This is a genomic window from Mycolicibacterium komossense (assembly GCF_025822605.1).
Classification (GTDB): Bacteria; Actinomycetota; Actinomycetes; order Mycobacteriales; family Mycobacteriaceae; genus Mycobacterium; species Mycobacterium komossense.
Window position 1 is genome coordinate 1 of sequence record NZ_JACKTY010000032.1, and the last position, 16,609, is coordinate 16,609.

16 protein-coding genes are annotated in these 16,609 nt (G+C 63.2%); 3 read left to right on the plus strand and 13 right to left on the minus strand.

Translation table 11 applies throughout. From position 1 onward, the window contains the following. The 11 genes from H7J73_RS19745 to H7J73_RS19795 form a co-directional block, all read right to left on the minus strand. Positions 1 to 476: DUF222 domain-containing protein (locus tag H7J73_RS19745; protein WP_264069310.1), on the minus strand; the 476-nt coding region annotated here is incomplete at its 3' end. Between the two features lie 156 nt (positions 477 to 632). Beyond that, entirely contained in the window at positions 633 to 1,241 is a 609-nt protein-coding gene (gene lysE / locus H7J73_RS19750; protein WP_264069312.1) for an L-lysine exporter, read from the minus strand. 403 nt (positions 1,242 to 1,644) lie between these two features. After that, on the minus strand, positions 1,645 to 2,178 hold the full coding sequence (locus H7J73_RS19755) for a VOC family protein (RefSeq protein ID WP_264069314.1): 534 nt from the start codon (positions 2,176 to 2,178) through the stop codon (positions 1,645 to 1,647). Between the two features lie 222 nt (positions 2,179 to 2,400). Next, the gene (locus H7J73_RS19760; protein WP_264069315.1) at positions 2,401 to 3,060 is read right to left on the minus strand and encodes a flavodoxin family protein; all 660 of its coding nucleotides are present in this window, start codon (positions 3,058 to 3,060) and stop codon (positions 2,401 to 2,403) included. A 79-nt stretch (positions 3,061 to 3,139) separates the two neighbouring features. Then, the gene (locus tag H7J73_RS19765; protein ID WP_264069316.1) at positions 3,140 to 4,180 is read right to left on the minus strand and encodes a LacI family DNA-binding transcriptional regulator; all 1,041 of its coding nucleotides are present in this window, start codon (positions 4,178 to 4,180) and stop codon (positions 3,140 to 3,142) included. A gap of 27 nt (positions 4,181 to 4,207) precedes the next feature. Then, a complete protein-coding gene (locus H7J73_RS19770; RefSeq protein ID WP_264069317.1) occupies positions 4,208 to 5,737 on the minus strand; it encodes a purine-cytosine permease family protein in 1,530 nt (509 codons plus the stop codon). A gap of 15 nt (positions 5,738 to 5,752) precedes the next feature. Next, a complete protein-coding gene (locus H7J73_RS19775; RefSeq protein ID WP_264069318.1) occupies positions 5,753 to 6,433 on the minus strand; it encodes a gamma-glutamyl-gamma-aminobutyrate hydrolase family protein in 681 nt (226 codons plus the stop codon). Beyond that, entirely contained in the window at positions 6,430 to 7,785 is a 1,356-nt protein-coding gene (locus H7J73_RS19780; RefSeq protein ID WP_264069319.1) for a glutamine synthetase family protein, read from the minus strand. The genes H7J73_RS19775 and H7J73_RS19780 overlap by 4 nt, the downstream gene beginning before the upstream one ends. Before the next feature lie 2 nt (positions 7,786 to 7,787). Continuing rightward, complete coding sequence (locus tag H7J73_RS19785; protein WP_264069321.1) at positions 7,788 to 9,059, minus strand: YlbE family protein; 1,272 nt, start codon at positions 9,057 to 9,059, stop codon at positions 7,788 to 7,790. A gap of 229 nt (positions 9,060 to 9,288) precedes the next feature. After that, entirely contained in the window at positions 9,289 to 10,299 is a 1,011-nt protein-coding gene (locus H7J73_RS19790; protein WP_264069323.1) for an alpha/beta fold hydrolase, read from the minus strand. 42 nt (positions 10,300 to 10,341) lie between these two features. Further along, the gene (locus tag H7J73_RS19795; RefSeq protein WP_308207434.1) at positions 10,342 to 11,373 is read right to left on the minus strand and encodes a LacI family DNA-binding transcriptional regulator; all 1,032 of its coding nucleotides are present in this window, start codon (positions 11,371 to 11,373) and stop codon (positions 10,342 to 10,344) included. A 142-nt stretch (positions 11,374 to 11,515) separates the two neighbouring features. On the opposite strand from H7J73_RS19795, the gene H7J73_RS19800 reads away from it, so the two are divergent. Genes H7J73_RS19800 through H7J73_RS19810 form a run of 3 tightly spaced genes read left to right on the plus strand, consistent with a single transcriptional unit; the run spans position 11,516 to position 15,026 of the window. Beyond that, positions 11,516 to 12,394: a nitrilase family protein gene (locus tag H7J73_RS19800; RefSeq protein WP_264069325.1), complete on the plus strand. Its 879-nt coding sequence runs from the start codon at positions 11,516 to 11,518 to the stop codon at positions 12,392 to 12,394. Further along, positions 12,391 to 13,605 (plus strand): hypothetical protein, encoded by a 1,215-nt coding sequence (locus H7J73_RS19805; protein WP_264069326.1) that lies wholly within the window; start codon positions 12,391 to 12,393, stop codon positions 13,603 to 13,605. The genes H7J73_RS19800 and H7J73_RS19805 overlap by 4 nt, the downstream gene beginning before the upstream one ends. Next, positions 13,602 to 15,026 carry an amidase gene (locus tag H7J73_RS19810; protein WP_264069327.1) on the plus strand — a complete coding sequence of 475 codons (1,425 nt, stop codon included), beginning with the start codon at positions 13,602 to 13,604 and terminating at the stop codon, positions 15,024 to 15,026. Before H7J73_RS19805 ends, H7J73_RS19810 begins: the two co-directional genes overlap by 4 nt. A gap of 3 nt (positions 15,027 to 15,029) precedes the next feature. Here the strand turns inward: H7J73_RS19810 and H7J73_RS19815 are convergent, their stop codons facing one another. Continuing rightward, complete coding sequence (locus H7J73_RS19815) at positions 15,030 to 15,683, minus strand: maleylpyruvate isomerase family mycothiol-dependent enzyme (protein ID WP_264069328.1); 654 nt, start codon at positions 15,681 to 15,683, stop codon at positions 15,030 to 15,032. After that, complete coding sequence (locus H7J73_RS19820; RefSeq protein ID WP_264069329.1) at positions 15,667 to 16,572, minus strand: alpha/beta hydrolase; 906 nt, start codon at positions 16,570 to 16,572, stop codon at positions 15,667 to 15,669. The genes H7J73_RS19815 and H7J73_RS19820 overlap by 17 nt, the downstream gene beginning before the upstream one ends. Positions 16,573 to 16,609: the final 37 nt, after the last annotated feature.

Below are 16,609 nucleotides of genomic sequence, written 5' to 3' on the forward strand. Positions count from 1 at the left end.
CCAGCCAACTCGGCTTCGGCTTTCTCCCGGATCGGCGCATCCACCCACACCGGCAGATCCGTGAAGAATCCCCGAATGATCGCACTATGCTCGCCACCAATAACACCGGCAGCTTGGCCGGCCGCGACGTGCGGCATCCGCGGCGCCAACAGCTCACCAGTCAACGACCTACGCTCACCCAACTCCTCGGCATCCCTGAGCCGCCGCTTGGCGTCTTTGGGGCTGATGCGTAGTGCGGTGGTCAACACATCGCTGAAATTCTTCGCGCCCAACTCTTTCGCCGACCCGTCGCGGATCAACGTCCCGATCAGGCGGTGTTCGATCACCGCCTGGCGGCGGGTCAGCGTCTCCAACCGGGCCAACACCTGCACCACGTCAGGACCGGCCAACCCGTCCCACGACACCCCGGCCAGCGCCTCGACCGCACCCTCCAGCCCCGCCAGCGCCTCCAGCACTGCCTCCCGACCAGAACTCATACCCCGAAACTAGCCCGCCCCACCGACAGAACCTGATCACCTGAAACTAAAGTGACACAAGTGATCTCGGTGATTTCAGTACGGCCGGTGAAGGTGTGCAGAACACGCGAAACCGTCGGTGCGCTGGTGGGCGGCATGCACTGTCGCAGCCGAGTTCTACGTCAGTGCGAGGTAGGCGCCGAGGGCGATCATTGTGGCGGCGATGACGCCGTCGAGGATCCGCCACGTCATCGGTGCGGCGAACAGGCCGCTGAGCCGGCGGGCGCCGAACCCGAGGCTGGCGAACCACACCGCGCTGGCGGTGGCGGCGCCGATCCCGAAGAGCCAGCGGCCGTCGTTGTGCTGATTGGCCAGCGTGCCGAGGAGCACCACGGTGTCCAGGTAGACGTGCGGGTTGAGGAAGGTCAGCGCCAGGCAGGTCGCGAGCACACCGGCCAGGCGTGCCGGTGCGGTCTCGGTCGGATTGAGGGCGCTCGGCCTCATCGCCCGCCGTGCCGCGAGCATTCCGTAGACCGTCAGGAACACCGCACCGCTGATCTTGGCGACTGTGACGATATCGGGGTGGGTGGCGATCAGGGCGCCGAAGCCGCCGATACCCGCCGCGATCAACGCCATATCCGAGACCGTGCACACCGCCACCACGGGCAGCACGTGCTCCCGCCGAATACCTTGGCGCAGAACAAAAGCATTCTGGGCGCCGATCGCGGCGATCAGAGTGAACGCCGTGACGAAGCCGGTGCAGAAGACGATCAGCGGGGGAGCCACCCGTCTGACGGTAGGGACTCCCAGTGGGTCAGTACAGCTAAAGTTTATTGTGTTGCATTAGAAGGTCTAATGTGGCTGCCAACCTGTGGGGCGCGCGGGTGCGCGACGTGTAGGTTCTCGATCTCGATGTCGAAATTCTCAACTTCGTGTCGGACGGATATCGGATCCGACACCACGATGAGAATCTAATTAGCCGCATTGAGCGCTTCGTTCCAGGTCATTTCGGAGTTTCCGCTCAACGCAGACTGCAGCCTGACACGCTGTACTCACGGCGCCCATGCCCTTCTTGCAAGCTTCACCTAGGACTGACCCGTACGGCATCGTGCGCGGAACTCCTCTGTGCCCTAGTCATTTGGAGTGGTATCTGCCCATGTATCACCACTGCTGACCACCCGGCATAGCCCTACGAGCTGGTGGCTACAGGCGCGCTGCTTCGCCCACTTGACCGCCCCGTCATCTCAATGTCAAAGGTCTGCTGCGCCGTGCGCATGCGCTCGGCGTACACAGGATCTTGCAGACGCGCCCACATCTCGGTTTCGGGAACATCTTCGACGTGGCTCGTGACCCACCAAATATTGCCGAAGGGATCCGCGATCCGGCCACCGCGTTGGCCAAAGGCGTCATTCGCGATTGGGGTGACGATGCGACCGCCGGCAGCAGTCGCACGAGCAAATGCATCGTCTGCATCGTGGACGAATACCCTGAGCAGACTTGGCATCACGGGCCAATCTGGACGACGGTCGAAGGCCAGCAAAATGGTGTCGCCCACCTTCACCTCGGCGTGCCCGATCAAGCCATCAGCCGTCGAGACCCGGCCCAGCTCCTCCCCATCGAACGCCTGCGAGACGAAGTCAAGTAATGCCCCGGTGTCGTCGGTGACTACCCAGGGGGCGACCGTGGTGTAACCGGAAGGGGCGGCGTTTGGCTGCTGACTCATGGGATGCCTCTCATTGACTTGAATCGCTTCGGATTTGATGTGTCGATTTCATCAACTTGGGGATCGTCACAGCTCAGTGCCGCTCGTCGTTTAAAGCTGGTTAGCCGCGTATTTACTGGAGACATATTGTGCTGCAGCATATTCCACTGCGGTGACGTCAGCGCTGAACTCGAAAGAAAGTAGCCTCGGCGCGGGCTCGATCCTTCCAGCAAAGACGAATCCTCACCGGTCAGGGCATCCAACCGGGGAGCAGTCCCAGACTTTGTTTGAGCGGGCAGTGTCGAGACGGTAGTCGGTGACCCGACTGGTGTAGAGCCGCTCGCCCAGATTGGCGGCCGCTGACACCGGATCGGTTGGATCATTGACGATCTCGCCCCGAGAGTTCGCGTTTCCGACGACGACTCCGACGAGATCCTGGTTCAGATAGCGCGTGAGTTCCTGGAATTGGGCGATCACGCCCTGCGTCGCACCCAGATAGCTCTCCTCACAGGAGATGACGACGCCCACCTTCTTGTTCATGATGCCGTTGATGACCTGATCTTGTTGCGGCGCACTGTTGGCGGTGTAGCAGAAGAGACGGTCGAACACGGTCTTGAGCCGTGCGGGCATCCCGTAGAAGTACAGCGGCATCGCGAAGACGATGCCGTCAGCGGGCAGCATCTTCTCCAGTAGGAGCGTTTCGTAACGATCATCGAGGCTGCACAGGCCATCTGAGCTGCGCCGGCAGTGCCGGCAGTTGCCCAGCATCCGTTCCACGTAGTCGCCGAGGAACACGTGCTCGGCATCGTGTCCGGCACGGACGGTCCCGTCGATGGCCGATTGGGCCAGGACGTGGGAGTTGCCGTCTTCGCGTGGGCTTGAGCTGATGACCAGCGTCTTCATGGTTACCTTTCGGAGATAAAAGCTTTTTTCATCGGGCTGGGGAATTGGTCTCGAGAAGCCCGAGACCAGAGGTCGGCTGTTACGGGGAGGTGCGAAGCGTCGAGCGGCGGACGTTGAGTTCGGTGGGTACGGTCACTGTCTGTTCGGCCGGCTCGTTGCCGTCGAGGAGATCGATGAGCAACGCCACAGCACGTTCTCCGATGGTGCGCGGGTGACAGAACACGCCGGTGATCTCCGGAGTGGTCAGGTTGAAGGTGCTGCTGTCGACGCAGCTACACAGCCCCAGGTCGTCGGGGATCCGCACGCCGAGGTTAGTTGCCTCGTGCATGACGTCCAGGGCGATGTCCTCCGAACCCGCATAGATGGCGTCGGGAGGGTGGGGACCCTCGAGTAGCTGTCGCAGTGCGGCTTTCGCGGAGGTCTCCGATCCGGTTTCGATGGTCTGGGCGGGAAGGCCGTGGTGGCGGGTGAACTCCGTGTAGCTGTCGAGGACGTCGCGGGTGTAGGAACGATGACGGTCGGTGATCATCGCCGCCGGCCGGTGAAAGCCCTGCGCCCACATCTGTTCGAGGGCGTGGATGGTCGCGCTGCGATGGTCGTTGTCGACGACGTACGCGCGGTGTTGGCGGGTGGCGGTCCGCCCCGCGGTGACGACGGGATGTGAGGCTGTCCACTGAGGTTCGAGTAGGCCTTCATCACCGTGGGGATCGACGATGATCGCACCGTCGACACCGAAGCCGCTGATGGCCATTGGGCCAACTCCGGCGGGGGTGAGGACGAGGGCGTATCCGCGGCTGCGTGCCTCGGCGGAGGCACCGTTGAGCACTTCGAGGAAGTACTCGGAGTTGGGGATCAGCAGACTGGACTGGCTGGTCGAGTCGAACGGTGCGATCTGGATGGCGATGGTGCGGCTGCGGTTGGTGACCAGTTGTTGTGCATGCACATTCGCGGTGTAGCCGAGGTCGGTGGCGACCTGCAGGACACGCCGTCGCGTCGATGCTCCGATGCGTCCCTGGTTGCTCAATGCGTGGGAGACGGTCGTCAGCGAGACTCCGGCAGCGGCCGCGACGTCGCGGATGGTCACCGCCACTTCGACCTCCTCCGCCGGTACCCGGTCCATTGTGTCAGAGGTAGGAGTGGACAACACTCAGCCCTTTCGGGGCGTCGTCGCGTCCGGCAGCGGCCTGAACAGCTCGGGACGTTCCGGATACATGCGTAGGGCGAGCGGGTAGAGAGCAGCGGCCACGACGCCGGCCACCAGAAAGCCGGTGTCCAACCCTCCGAGAAGAGCCGCCCCTGGGCCGGTGAACCACTGATTGTTGGTGAACATCAGTCCGGCGGTCAGTGCGACCAGCCACACCCCGATCCCCACGAAATTCAGTCCGCCGGTGAACCAGTAGACGCCGCCTTTTTCGCCTCGGTTGAAGACCTGCAGGTCGTCGGTGCGGTAGTAACCGCGCCGATGGAAATGTCCGATGGTCAAGATGACGATCCAGGGGATCGACGAGCAGGCCAGCAGCGTGAGGAAGACGGCCACACCGTTGGCCAGGGCGGAGTTGAAATGTCCGAGGTAGACCAGGATGGTGGCCAGCGAGCAGGCCAGCAGTGTCGCTTGGACGCGGTTGAGTTTCGGAATGATCGCCGAAGTGTCGAGCCCGGTGCCGTAGGTGTTGATTACGGCCTGGGCGGTCCCTGATGCGAGGCCGACGTAGATCAGGGCGGGGACGAACCACAGTGGAGAAGCGTCCACCAGCGCCAGCACATACGACGTATCCGCACCGGGAACGGCACCGGCGAACAGTGCCACCGAGGTGAACACGCCCCACATGAACGGGCCACCCATGCCGAACAATCCGCCGATGAACAGTGCTCGCGCGATCGAGATGTCGGGGTGTTTGCGCGGGGAGATGTGTCGGGTCCAGTCGCCGGCGTAGGGGCCATAGGATGCGACGGTCGAAGCGCACAGCAGCGCCGAGAGCAGCCACGCGGCGGGCATTGATCCCAGCGCGTACTCATGGGTGCCGGTGTAGTCGGGGTCGAAGTGCCCGCCGAAGACGAACAGCCCGACGATCAGACATGCTCCGGCCGTTGGGATCATGACCCGCTGACAAAACACCATGCTGGAGTGTCCGAGCACCGACACGATCGTGACGACGACCGCCAGCACTGCGTAGGCGATGAGGCGGACTGTATCGGTGTCGGTCAGACCGAAGAATCGTGTCAAGGCACCGGCCAGGGCATCACCGCCGGTCCAGATGCTCAGTGCGGCAAAGGCCACCGATGCCGAGGCTTCCAGAATCGAACCGATCAGCCGACCGGCGACACCGAAGAATGCCCCGCTGGCGACCGGGTTGTTGGTGCCGCTCCGGGGGCCCATCAGGCCGGTCGGGGCCAGCAGCGCTGCGCCGACGGCAGAGCCGACCACGACCGCAGAGGCTGCCTGCCACCATCCGAGGCCGAAACTGACGGGGAACCAGCCGATGATGATCACGCTGAAGGTCAGCGATCCACCGAAGAGGATGCTTGTCAGATTGCGCGGTGACGAGTGGCGTTCTTCTTCGGGAATGAACTCCACACCATGTTGCTCGATACGCCCGACTCGGTCTTTGATGCCCGGGGTATCACCGGTCAACGGTCGCTGCGCGTTGGGCGCAGACTCGGGGCTGTGACGGGTCATGTCATTTCCTTGTGATTAGTGTCCGTGAACCAGCCACCGAAACGGCTCGAGATGGCGTTCGTCGTCATTGATCAGCGCTTCGGGATGCCACTGCACACCAAGCACTCCGGGTGCCTCCACCGCTTCGATCACACCGTCATGGGCCCACGCGGTCGCGGTGAGTAGGCCGCCGACGTCCTTGATTGCTTGGTGGTGATGGGAATTGACGTGATCAAGGCCCGCCAGGACGTTGTCGGCCAAGGATCCGACCTCGGCTTTGATGCTGTGCCGCAGGGTCGCGTATCCGCGGTCGTGGCGCTCGTCGATGTGGCCGTCGAAACCCTCGGACGTGAGATCCTGGATGAGGCTCCCGCCGGTGGCCACCGCAAGCAACTGCGCCCCACGGCACACGCCGAGGATTCGCTTGTCGGTGTGCAACGCGTGCACAACCGCCCGCACCTCCATTTTGTCGCGCTGGGAATCCACGGCATCGAGGGTGGTCCGTCGTTCTTCGCCGTATTGCGCTGGGTGGATGTCACCGCCGCCGGAGAGCAACAGTACGTCGACACGACTGAGGGCGTCGTCGACCAGGTCCGAGCCGCCGACACTACTGGGGAGCAATAGCGGTGTCCCACCGGCTTTTAGGACTGCGGAGGTGAAGGCGGCGATGACGTCACCACGTTCGGTGGGCCCTACGCAGATGCCGACGGCGGTCACAGGTTCAGGAGGTAGGTCGCGCGCTCGGCGTCGCTGACTTGGCCGTGGCTACGCTGCCACTCACTACGCTTCATCGCGACGTAGTCGGTGACGAACGCGGGGTGAAAAACGCTGTGTGTCAGTGGGTCTGCTTCGAAGGCATCTATTGCGTCGATGAGCGTGCGGGGAAGAACATCGATGGCATCGTCGGTGTAGGACACGATATCTTCTGGCCGGCCGGGGTCGACGCCGTCGCGAATCCCTTCCAGTCCTGCGGCCAGCATGAATGCCGCTGTCAGATAGGTGTTCGCGGACGTATCTACGCTGCGGTTCTCGATGGCCGGCCGATTGGCGGGAAGCCGCAACATGCAGGACCGATTGTTGTGACCGTAGCTGATCTTCGTCGGTGCCCAGGAGAAGTTGCCGTCGGCAAGGCGTGGCACCAGTCGGCGGTAGGAGTTGGTGGTCGGATTCGACAGCGCCGCCAGTGCTTTGGCATGTTTGAGAACTCCACCTGCGAAGTGGAGCGCCTCCTTGCGCCAGCCGGAATTTCCTGTTCCGGTCTTGAAGACGTTCTCGCCACTGTTGCGATCTTCGAGGCTCATGTTGAAATGCGCACCCGAGCCCCAGAGCTCGGCGAACGGCTTGGGCATGAAGGTGGCTAACAGGCCCGTCTCTTTGGCAGCCTGCTTGACCAGAAGGCGGAACAGGGTCATCCGGTCAGCCGATGCCACCACTTCGTCATGGGCGTAATCGAATTCGTACTGCCCCTCGCCTCCCTCGGCGTCGAAGCTGAACAGCCCGAAACCAAGGTCCTCCATGTAGCTGGTGACCTTGTCCAGGAACGGCATCGCGTCCAGCGCGACTTCAAGATCGTAGGCGGGGGTGGGCTGCAGAGCTCCGCTGATCGCGATCGGATTGAGGCGCCCGGCGCTGATCGATTCGGGCTTGAAGACATAGAACTCCGGCTCGATACCCAACTGGCAGACGTAGCCCATGTCTGCGGCCTCGGCGGCGATCCGCTTGAGCACAGAGCGGGGACATAGTGCGAACGGATCCTGCCCGCCGACAGTCATATCCGCGACCATCCAGGCGAAGCGCCGATCCCAAGGAAGGATCTTCAGCGTGGACAGATCAGGCAGACCCACCACTTCGTCTTCGACGGGATTCATCCGGCCGATGCCACCCATCCCACGCGGCGTGTAGCGTTCGGAGCCGGCGACCAGATTCGGTAGATGGTCGATGGGAACGACTTTCGACTTGGGACGCCCCAGAACATCGATCCAGCAGCCGACAGCGTATTTGACGCCCTGCTCGGAGAGCTGGTTGGACAGCGTGGTGTGCTCGGTCGACAACTCGGTAAGTGTATCCATGTCTATCTTCCTTCGGTGGTGTGCTGGGTGGAAATGGCATCGAGTGCGGCGGCGGCATCGATGAAGGGCTGCAAGGGCGCTCGCGCGAGTCCGGCGCCGATTTGGCCGCCGTGTGCCCCGGCGATGCCGATATCCATCACCGGTGAAATGCCGGTCTCGACGACGTACCGAACATCGATACCTGTCGGTGTTCCGCGAAAGCCGAAGAACGGCAAGCGGAATATCGGACTCGTCGTGTGTGTGATGGCATACATGTCGGTGTTGGCGCCGATCATGTTCTGCACTCCGCCCTGATAGTCCTGCAAGGTGAATGCGGCGGTTTGCGCGAATGCGCCCAGGCCGGCAACCTCGGTGATGATGCTCTCCCCACCCATGAATTGCGCGTCGGCAATGGTGTACCCGTCGGTCAGCTTGTAATGCTCGAACTGGGGGAGCGGCCCGGTGAACCATTGGCCGTCCAATCCGGAGACCTGAACGCCAAAGCTCTTGCACGACATGGCCATCGAAGTGACAATCGAGGACCCGGGCACGCCTGCCATCCGCTTTGTCATCACCTTGGCGGCGGCCATGGCCGGGCGGAGAAAGAAGTAGTCGCCTGCGGTCAGGTAGCTCACCAGTGCCGAACCGTGTTCGCCTGCTGCCAGAAGAGCGGGCATGATTTCGCGCAACAGCAGCAGAGACGCCGCGGTGTTGCGGCTGTGCAATTCGTCGCCCTGACGTAGTGCGCGCTGCATGATCGGCAGCAGGGCGATTCCGCCGGTCTGCCGGATCACCTCGCCCAGGGCCGGGCCGATGACGTCGGCCAGGAAACGTAGGTTGTCCGCTACTGCGTTGTCCCAGACTCCATAGTTGAGACGGTTCGGAAGTTCCCCTTCGAACAGGGTGCAGAATGCCCGCTCGCCGCCGACGCCGTCCTCGACGACCACCACGGGCATCGAGGCCGAGGTCACACCCGCGAGTGATCCGACACACGAGTAGTCCTGGCAGCCGGCCACATCGACCTCGCCACGGTCCAGGGCGGCGGCTGCCGACTCGAGGTCCGGTGCCAACCCTTCGTAGATCACGCTGCCGAGGATCGCGGTGCGCTGTCCCCCGCTGTAGTCACTCCAGGCCATCGTGGGCCCCGACGTCAGCACGAGTGAACGACGCATGCCGGGGATGGCGTCACCGGCGGGTCGGACGTCGACAAGCCGGGGTTCGGCTGCCTGAAGTCCGGCAAGGGCGGTGTCGTTGGGGGATGAGGCGAGTTCGGGGGCCGGGGCGACAGCAGTCATCTGAAAACTCCTTGGTTAAGCGTTTTGGCAGTGGTAGTTCACCGCTTTGAAAAAACGTTTTGTCAGATGATCCACGCCACAGTAGGACGTGTCAATAGGTGATCAACCGCATGTGTCGCGGCGGCTTGCGCATACAGCTGACAGCCGCCCCGGCACCAACCGGGGCGGCTGTCAGCTGTCGCGGGGCCTCAATTTGGCGAGCCTGACCTCACAAACGTGCGCAGGCGGGTCAGACGGCCTGTTGGAGAAGTCGGCGGGTGTGCTCGCCGATGACGTCGGCACCGACCGGGTCGGTCCCACCTCCCGCCTGGTGCCCCCACACGCTGGGTATGCGTACAGCGGTTCCGTTCGGGATGTGTTTCGACGCGGCCTCCTCGTCCTCGGGAGGGAAGTACAAGTCGGTCTCGCATGGCAGCGTGATGAGTTGGGCCTCAATCGATTCGAGCGCCGCGGCGAGGTCGCCGCCGAAGCGTGGACCACGGGACACGTCAGCGGTGATCCAGGTGTTGAGTTGACTGAGCACGTTGGTGATGTCCAGACCGGAGAAGTTCGCGATCCAGAAATCAGTGGTGGTCTCTTCCGAGGATGTGAAACCGAGTTGGCGGTAGACCTCTTCGCGATGAAACGCCTGGGAGAATCCCCAACTCGCAAAGACCCGAGCGAACGTCTCCAGGGCAGCGGGGGTCGAGCCGCTCGGATTGGGATCTTCGACCATCGGTGCGCCAAGTGTCGCTCGCAAGCCGTCGACGAAAACCCTGCAGTGCGCTGGCGTTTTGGGCGCTCCGCAGAAGGGGAGCGCACGTTTGACCATGGTCGGGTGGTCCACGGCCCACTGGTAGGTCTGGATCGCTGCCATCGAACACCCGAGCACCAGTGCCAATTCGCTCAGCCCGAACTTCTCGGTGACGAGACGGTGCTGGGCGGCGACATTGTCGCCGATGGTGATGGCCGGGAATCTCGGACCATCAAACGGTGCGGCGGTGTTGGACGGTGAGGAGGACAGCCCATTGCCGAAGGTGTTGGGGACGATCACGAAATAGCGGTCGGTGTCGAGTGGGCGGCCTGGGCCGATGAGCCACTCGTTGGATTCGTGTGTTCCGGCGAACCAGGTGGGGAAGACGATCGCGTTGTCACGGTCGGCGCTGAGCTCACCGTAGGTGGCATAGGCCAGGATTGCCTCGGGCAGCATCGTGCCGCTTTCCAGGGTGAAGTCGTGGAGGGTGAGTTCATGGAAGGCCAATGGTTGCTCCTTGTTTTGTGTTGTGTTGCGGACCAATTGATTTCATGCGAAAAGCTGGAAATCTGACGATGCTCGGACGGCGAGAACGGGTGCCAGGAGGGCGCTTTCCGCAGGTTTGCTCGCAAGGACCTCCATCAGCATTGTGACGGCCTGCCTGCCCATGCCGTGCATGTCCGACCGCACTGAGGTCAACGGCACCGAGAGTTGCCGAGCGATCGTGATGTCGTTGAAACCCACCACTGCGAAATCTGTTCCGACGACCCGGCCGTGTTGACGCGCCGTCGACATCGCACCGATCGCCGCAAAGTCATTGACCGCGAACATGGCTGTCAACGCGGGTCGGCGGCGTAGGAGTTGATCTGCCGCCTCGGCACCGGACTCCGCGTCGAAATTCGATTGCGCCACCATATTTTTGGGAATGTGGATCCCGTGTTCGCGGAAATAGTCGACGAATCCGCGCTGCCGATCGGCGCTGGTGCTGGCGTACGGCTGTGCCGCGACCACGCCAACCTTTCGATGCCCCTGTGCGTAGAGGTGTTCGGCAGCCATTCGACCGCCAAGGTAGTCGTCGCACGTCACTGATGCGTGCCCCTCAGCTCGGCGGTTGACCAGCACGTAGGGAACTTTTCGGGTGCGTAGTTCGAGGGCGATGGCACCGTCGAGATGGGAGTCGGCCAGGATGATGCCATCGACTCGGCGTGAGAGTGCCAGCTCCAGCTTCCGGTTCTGGATCTGCGGATCATCGAACGTGTTCGTGACGAACGTGGAGATGCCGACCTCGGCGGCGGCCTCGTCGATACCTTCATAGATGGTCGACAGGACGAGATCGGACAGCCGCGGCACCAACACCGCAACCTGGTTTGTCTTTCTCGTCCGAAGACCGGAGCCCATCGGATTGGGGCTGTAGCCGATCTCCTTGGCGTACTGCCTGACACGCTCGACCGTGCGCGGCGAAGCCGCCTTTGTGCTGTCAGCGGAGGAGGCGTTCAAGATCCGAGACACGGTGGATACGTGCAGGCCGAGGGAGGCAGCGATTTGCTGCAGAGTAGCCGGGGAGGAGTCTGGCATCGTCATCGGCTCCAATTCGTGGGCTTGACAACATGTTCTGGATCACACTAGCGTTTTCGGCACCGCAACCCAAACGTTTGGGGTATCGCTGTCACCGTACACCCAAACGTTTGGGTAGAGCAAGAATCCTCAGTGGAAAGGGTCATCGATGTCCGTCAGTCCCGTCACGATCGCAGTAGTGCAGATCGACCCCAGCGTCGGTCTGGAGAATCGAGAAACCAACCTCGCGAACGCGATGCGAGCGGCTGAAGAGGCGGCAGCCAACGGCGCGAATCTGATTGTCCTGCCTGAACTGTCATCGTCGGGTTATTCGTTCCGGGACCGCGCGGAGGCATTCGCGCACGCTGAACCAGTGGACGGTTCGTTCATCAGCACGTGGTGTGACTTCGCGGCTCGCCGTGGCGTCCACGTCGTGGTCGGATTCGCCGAACTCGATGGCCGGAGGTTGTTCGACAGCACAGCGCTCATCGATCCTCACGGAGTGGTCGGCACCTACCGTAAGACCCACTTGTGGAACGAAGAGAAACTCTGGTTCACACCAGGTGATCTGGGGTTCCCCGTCTACGAGACGGCGATAGGCAGAATCGGGATGCTGATCTGCTGGGACATCTGGTTCCCGGAGGTGCCGCGGATTCTCACCCAACAAGGCGCCGATATCATCTGCTCAAGCAACAACTGGGTGTGGACACCACCACCGCTGTTCGACGATGCCGGCCGCTGCATGGCCAATTACCTGACCATGACCGCAGCGCACAGCAACAACGTGTTCATCGCCGCTGCGAACCGAGTCGGTATCGACCGCGGAGCCCAGTTTCTGGGTTGCTCGATGATCGCCGGTACGAACGGATGGCCCATCGACGAAATCGCCGGGCCCGAAGAACAGACCATCGTCTACTCGTCGGTCGATCTCACGAGCGCGCGCAGTGCCCCGATCTGGAACAGTCTCAATGATCTGCACCGCGATCGGCGCACAGACTTGTATGACTCCATGCTCGGATACACCCGAGGCCAAGGCTTTCCGCGATGATGCGATCCGCGACCAAGCGTTCACCGAGCAAGGCCGAGTGCGGGTCCCTGCTGAGTGTCGCCGCGGTCGCCGTCGTGCTGTCAGCTGCGGCTGTGTCGGTGCTGCCCGCGCTGGCGCAGGCCGCGGCAGGCGCGAACCACACTCACCATTGGATCGCAGCAGTCTTGTCGCGCAGCGGGCAGACCGGCATTGCCATCCTGGAGAACCTGGCTGATCCGACGTTCTACGGCGCAGCGGCAGCCGGGGCGCTGATGTTGGCCGGCGGGGGAGTTGCGTACTCGCTACAGAAACGGCGGACTCGGTGGGCAGGGTTCGCCATCGCGTGCGATTCCGGCCTATGGCCATGGATGGTGACAGCCGGAATTCTGGCGCTGCTCCTGAGCCATCTTGGGTGGGGCTGGACGCAATCAGCAGCCACCCCATGGCAGCCGCTGTTCGTTGCGTTCGTATCGGTGACGCCCGCGGTGGTGCTGATGTACGGGAGGGGCTGGAAGGTGGCGGTCACCGCGGCATTCTTGGGAGCCGGGATGACGGTACCGGCCGCGATCGCGGCCGCGCGTTACGTGTGTATCCCACTCGGCATTCCGGCGGTCGCCGGATTCACTGCGGCAATGACCGCTACGGCCATCGTGGCGTTCGCCGTATGTCGTTGGCTGCCATGGCTTGAGCGGGGTGCGGGCATCCCTGCGTCGACCACGCACCGGCGCGTGGTCGACGACGCGCCAGACCCGCCGTCGGGCGCTCGCCACCAGCCGGCGTCGTGGATGCTGCGCCGCATCCTCGCAGACTTCACCGAGGCCCCGTTCTTCGGGAATGAGTGGGCCAGTGCAGGACTGATTATCGGTGGTGTCGGTGCGTACCTCGCCGTGCAGCCGACCGACGGTGTGGCCGCTCTTTTTCCTCAGATTCTGGCAGCGCAGCTCGCGGCTAGCACACTGTCGGTCATGGTCTGGCGCGGTCGTTGGCTGGTCCACGGCTGGTACCCCAGTTTCGTGCCCATCGTCTCGGTCGCGCCCGCCGCTGTCATCGCCTACGGTGCATCGATCATTCCCACCGCAGTGGCGGTTCTGCTCGGAGTTCTCGTCGGGCCTCCGCTGGCGTTCAAGATCGGAAACGTTGTGCCCCAGCATGTTCACAGATTCGTCGGCTGCACCGGCGCGATGGCGATCTGCACGGCGACGATCATTCCTGTCATCGGTCTACTCGGATGACCGCCACCAGATTCGATCCGGTCAGCAGTCGTCCGCATGCGCATGGTGAATCACGGTCCATCCGCGGCCTGGCCGCAGACCTCAACACCGGTTCGACCACCTCGACGAAGCTGGTCCAACGCGCGCTCGCGATGATCGACGCGGTAAACGGTCAGCTCAACGCTTTCAGTTACGTCGATCGAATCGGTGCGCTCACGCGTGCGGCGCTGCTGGATCAGGAGCGCCGCACAAAGGCACAGTGCGGGCCGTTACACGGCATCCCCATCGCGGTGAAGGATGTCATCGACGTCGCAGGCATGCCGACCGAATGCGGATCGGCTCACATGGCCGGACACATCGCGGCCGCTTCGGCTCCCGTCGTCCGGCAACTGGAGGCGCTGGGAGCAATCGTGCTCGGGAAAACCGTCACCCACGAGTTCGCCTACGGCCCGACCGGCGACAGCGCCCACCGCGGCGCTTCGAGAAATCCCTGCGATGCCACTCGTATGACCGGTGGTTCCAGCGGGGGAAGTGCGGCCGCCGTCGCAGCCGGCATCGTTGCGCTTGCGATCGGGACCGACACCGGAGGGTCATGCCGCATTCCGGCGGCGCTGTGCGGTGTCACGGGCTTCAAACCGCAGTACGGCCGGTTGAGCATGGCCGGTGTCTTTCCTCTGGCGCCGAGCCTGGACCACATCGGATTCCTTCTGGCCGATCCCCTCGATATCGAAATCGTCAGCCGAGAACTTGGACTGGGATCGCAGGAAGCGGCGCACATCAATCGCCCGGTCACGGTCGGCTGGCTGGACCCTGAACACCTCGGCCCGGCCGATCCCGCAATTGTCGAGTGCTGTCAATCGAATCTGCGCGACCTCGACCGCGCGGGGGCTATCCGTCTCGTCGATGTCGAGTTGCCGGACCCGCAGCGCCTACAGGTGATATTCGAGAAGATCCAGAGTTTCGAGGTGACGGCTGTCCATCGGAACATGATGCGGAGTTCTGCTGATCTCTATCAGCCCGATACGCTGGACCGGTTATCCAACGCGCAGCGGATCACGCGCCACGAGTACATCGAAGCGACAATCGCGCGTTCGAATGCGGTCACAGACGTTCTGCGGGTCCTGCAACGTGATGCAGATGTGTTGGCGACGATCACCACCCCGCTCTCGGCGCCCGTTCTCGGAGAACGTCATTCACACATCGCGGATCGCACTGTCGCCACCAAACAGGCGCTCCTGTCCATGACGGCAATCTGGAATCTTGTCGGGGCTCCGGCCGCCAGTATCCCGGCGGGCCATATCGACGGGCTGCCGATCGGTATGCAGCTGGTGACGGCGCGCTCGATACAGCCAGTGCTGGACTTGGTGACTGCGCTGGCGGCACGCGCGGACCAGATGGCCAATGTCGACGTTGATCTACCCGGCATGTCCGGTGCGTCGTGATGATCAAGGCTTCCGAGGCGGCTCGAGGCGCGACGCAAGAACGGCAGCGCCATCACCGGTCAACTGCCGCAGCGCCCACGGGCGGCCGGCCAGGACTGAGGCGAGGTGCGCGGCTTGGCCGATCACGGTGGGGCCATCGCTACGGCGCGCCCACGTGGAGTCGGTGGTGATGAGGTTCAGGCCTCGCGCGCGGATTGCAGCCGGGACGAATGGGTTGGGTATCCGCACTTCGGTGTCCAGTACCGCAGCGACCGACGCGGCCGGGATTGTGCAATCTCTGCCCAGTGCATAGGTGATGTCCAGTTCGTGAATGATGTGATCACCCAGTAACAGTCGCCGGGGGAAGACACGGCCGACGCCGCGAGCCTGCCGTGTCAGCGCGGTGAGATCATGGAGCAGGTCGGCTGGTTTCCGTTGGGTGGCCAGTGCGTGCGCCATGTCAGTGTTGGCTTGGTCGAATGACCCGCGGTGCCGCAGCGTGCTGGCCACAATCGACGAAAGCGACGCAGAGTAGCCGATCACGAGATGGGCCAAGACATCGTGATTGGTCCACGCGGTGCACAGGCTGGGCTGAGTCCATTCATCGTCGGTGAGGGATGCCAGGAATTCGGTGAGCCGGGTGTCGTTGTCCCGCAGCATGTCAGCCGTTCTGGACATTCAAGTGCTCCTGAAGGAATCGGGTCTGGTCGGCAAGGAGGTCTGCCACCAGTGGCTGGTGATACACCTGGAAATGATCCCCGTCGTAGTGACGGACGACGCCGTGCGCCGCTCGATGCCCAATCTCTTCGGCGTGGCGCGGATCTATCAGCGTCTCCCTCTGCGACACGCACACCAGCAGGGGCGCAGCGATATTCGCAGCCCGGCGTTTGGCGCTGGTCGCAGCGATGGCAACGATGTCGGCGGCGGCGATGCGGTTGTCGAAAGTGGCATCGGGTGGGACGGTCGAGTACCAGCCGTCGGCGGCACCGCTGATGGTGACTGCTGCGGCAGTGCCCGGTTCACCGACGATGGGGACATACCTGCGGCCGGCGCCGCGTATCCGGCGCAGGATGTCGTCGAGGATCGCCGGGGTCAGGCGGATGGCGGACCGCCAACCGCTGCGGACCAAGGTGGCCGGGCCGTGCACGATCGGGCACTGCACGACGACCACGGCAAGGTCGGCACGCGCACCGGCCACCCGGAGTACGTGCATGGCTCCGAGACTGGTGCCCCACAGACCGACTCGAGGCGCGTCGATGCTGTGGTGGCCCCGCAGATAGTCCAGCGCCGCCCCGACGTCCTGTCGGTGCCGGCGCATGCTGAAGTGCTGGCGGGGTACTCCCGCGGATTCGCCGGTATGCCGGTAGTCGAAGGCCAGGGTAGCCACCCCCGCGCGTGCGAAGTGTTGTTCGTACTGCGACAGCGCCATGTCGTGGGTCGCGCCGAGACCGTGGGCAAGGACAAGACCCGGATGGGGCCCCGAATCTTTGGGCAGTGTCAGCCACCCGGAGCAGCGCGAGCCGTTCGAAGCGAATGACACCCTCGAGGTGGTGATGGGTTGGTTCACGTGGCATCCTCCAGTTATAAGTACGGCGTACGTATAG

What these genes read in the sequence shown, in the direction of transcription:
- H7J73_RS19760 (WP_264069315.1), bottom strand. Translation starts at nt 3,060, where the DNA reads ATGAAGACGCTGGTCATCAGCTCAAGCCCACGCGAAGACGGCAACTCC.
- H7J73_RS19815 (WP_264069328.1), bottom strand. Translation starts at nt 15,683, where the DNA reads ATGTCCAGAACGGCTGACATGCTGCGGGACAACGACACCCGGCTCACC.
- H7J73_RS19770 (WP_264069317.1), bottom strand. Translation starts at nt 5,737, where the DNA reads ATGACCCGTCACAGCCCCGAGTCTGCGCCCAACGCGCAGCGACCGTTG.
- H7J73_RS19780 (WP_264069319.1), bottom strand. Translation starts at nt 7,785, where the DNA reads ATGGATACACTTACCGAGTTGTCGACCGAGCACACCACGCTGTCCAAC.
- H7J73_RS19765 (WP_264069316.1), bottom strand. Translation starts at nt 4,180, where the DNA reads ATGGACCGGGTACCGGCGGAGGAGGTCGAAGTGGCGGTGACCATCCGC.
- H7J73_RS19800 (WP_264069325.1), top strand. Translation starts at nt 11,516, where the DNA reads ATGTCCGTCAGTCCCGTCACGATCGCAGTAGTGCAGATCGACCCCAGC.
- H7J73_RS19805 (WP_264069326.1), top strand. Translation starts at nt 12,391, where the DNA reads ATGATGCGATCCGCGACCAAGCGTTCACCGAGCAAGGCCGAGTGCGGG.
- H7J73_RS19810 (WP_264069327.1), top strand. Translation starts at nt 13,602, where the DNA reads ATGACCGCCACCAGATTCGATCCGGTCAGCAGTCGTCCGCATGCGCAT.
- H7J73_RS19795 (WP_308207434.1), bottom strand. Translation starts at nt 11,373, where the DNA reads ATGACGATGCCAGACTCCTCCCCGGCTACTCTGCAGCAAATCGCTGCC.
- H7J73_RS19755 (WP_264069314.1), bottom strand. Translation starts at nt 2,178, where the DNA reads ATGAGTCAGCAGCCAAACGCCGCCCCTTCCGGTTACACCACGGTCGCC.
- H7J73_RS19785 (WP_264069321.1), bottom strand. Translation starts at nt 9,059, where the DNA reads ATGACTGCTGTCGCCCCGGCCCCCGAACTCGCCTCATCCCCCAACGAC.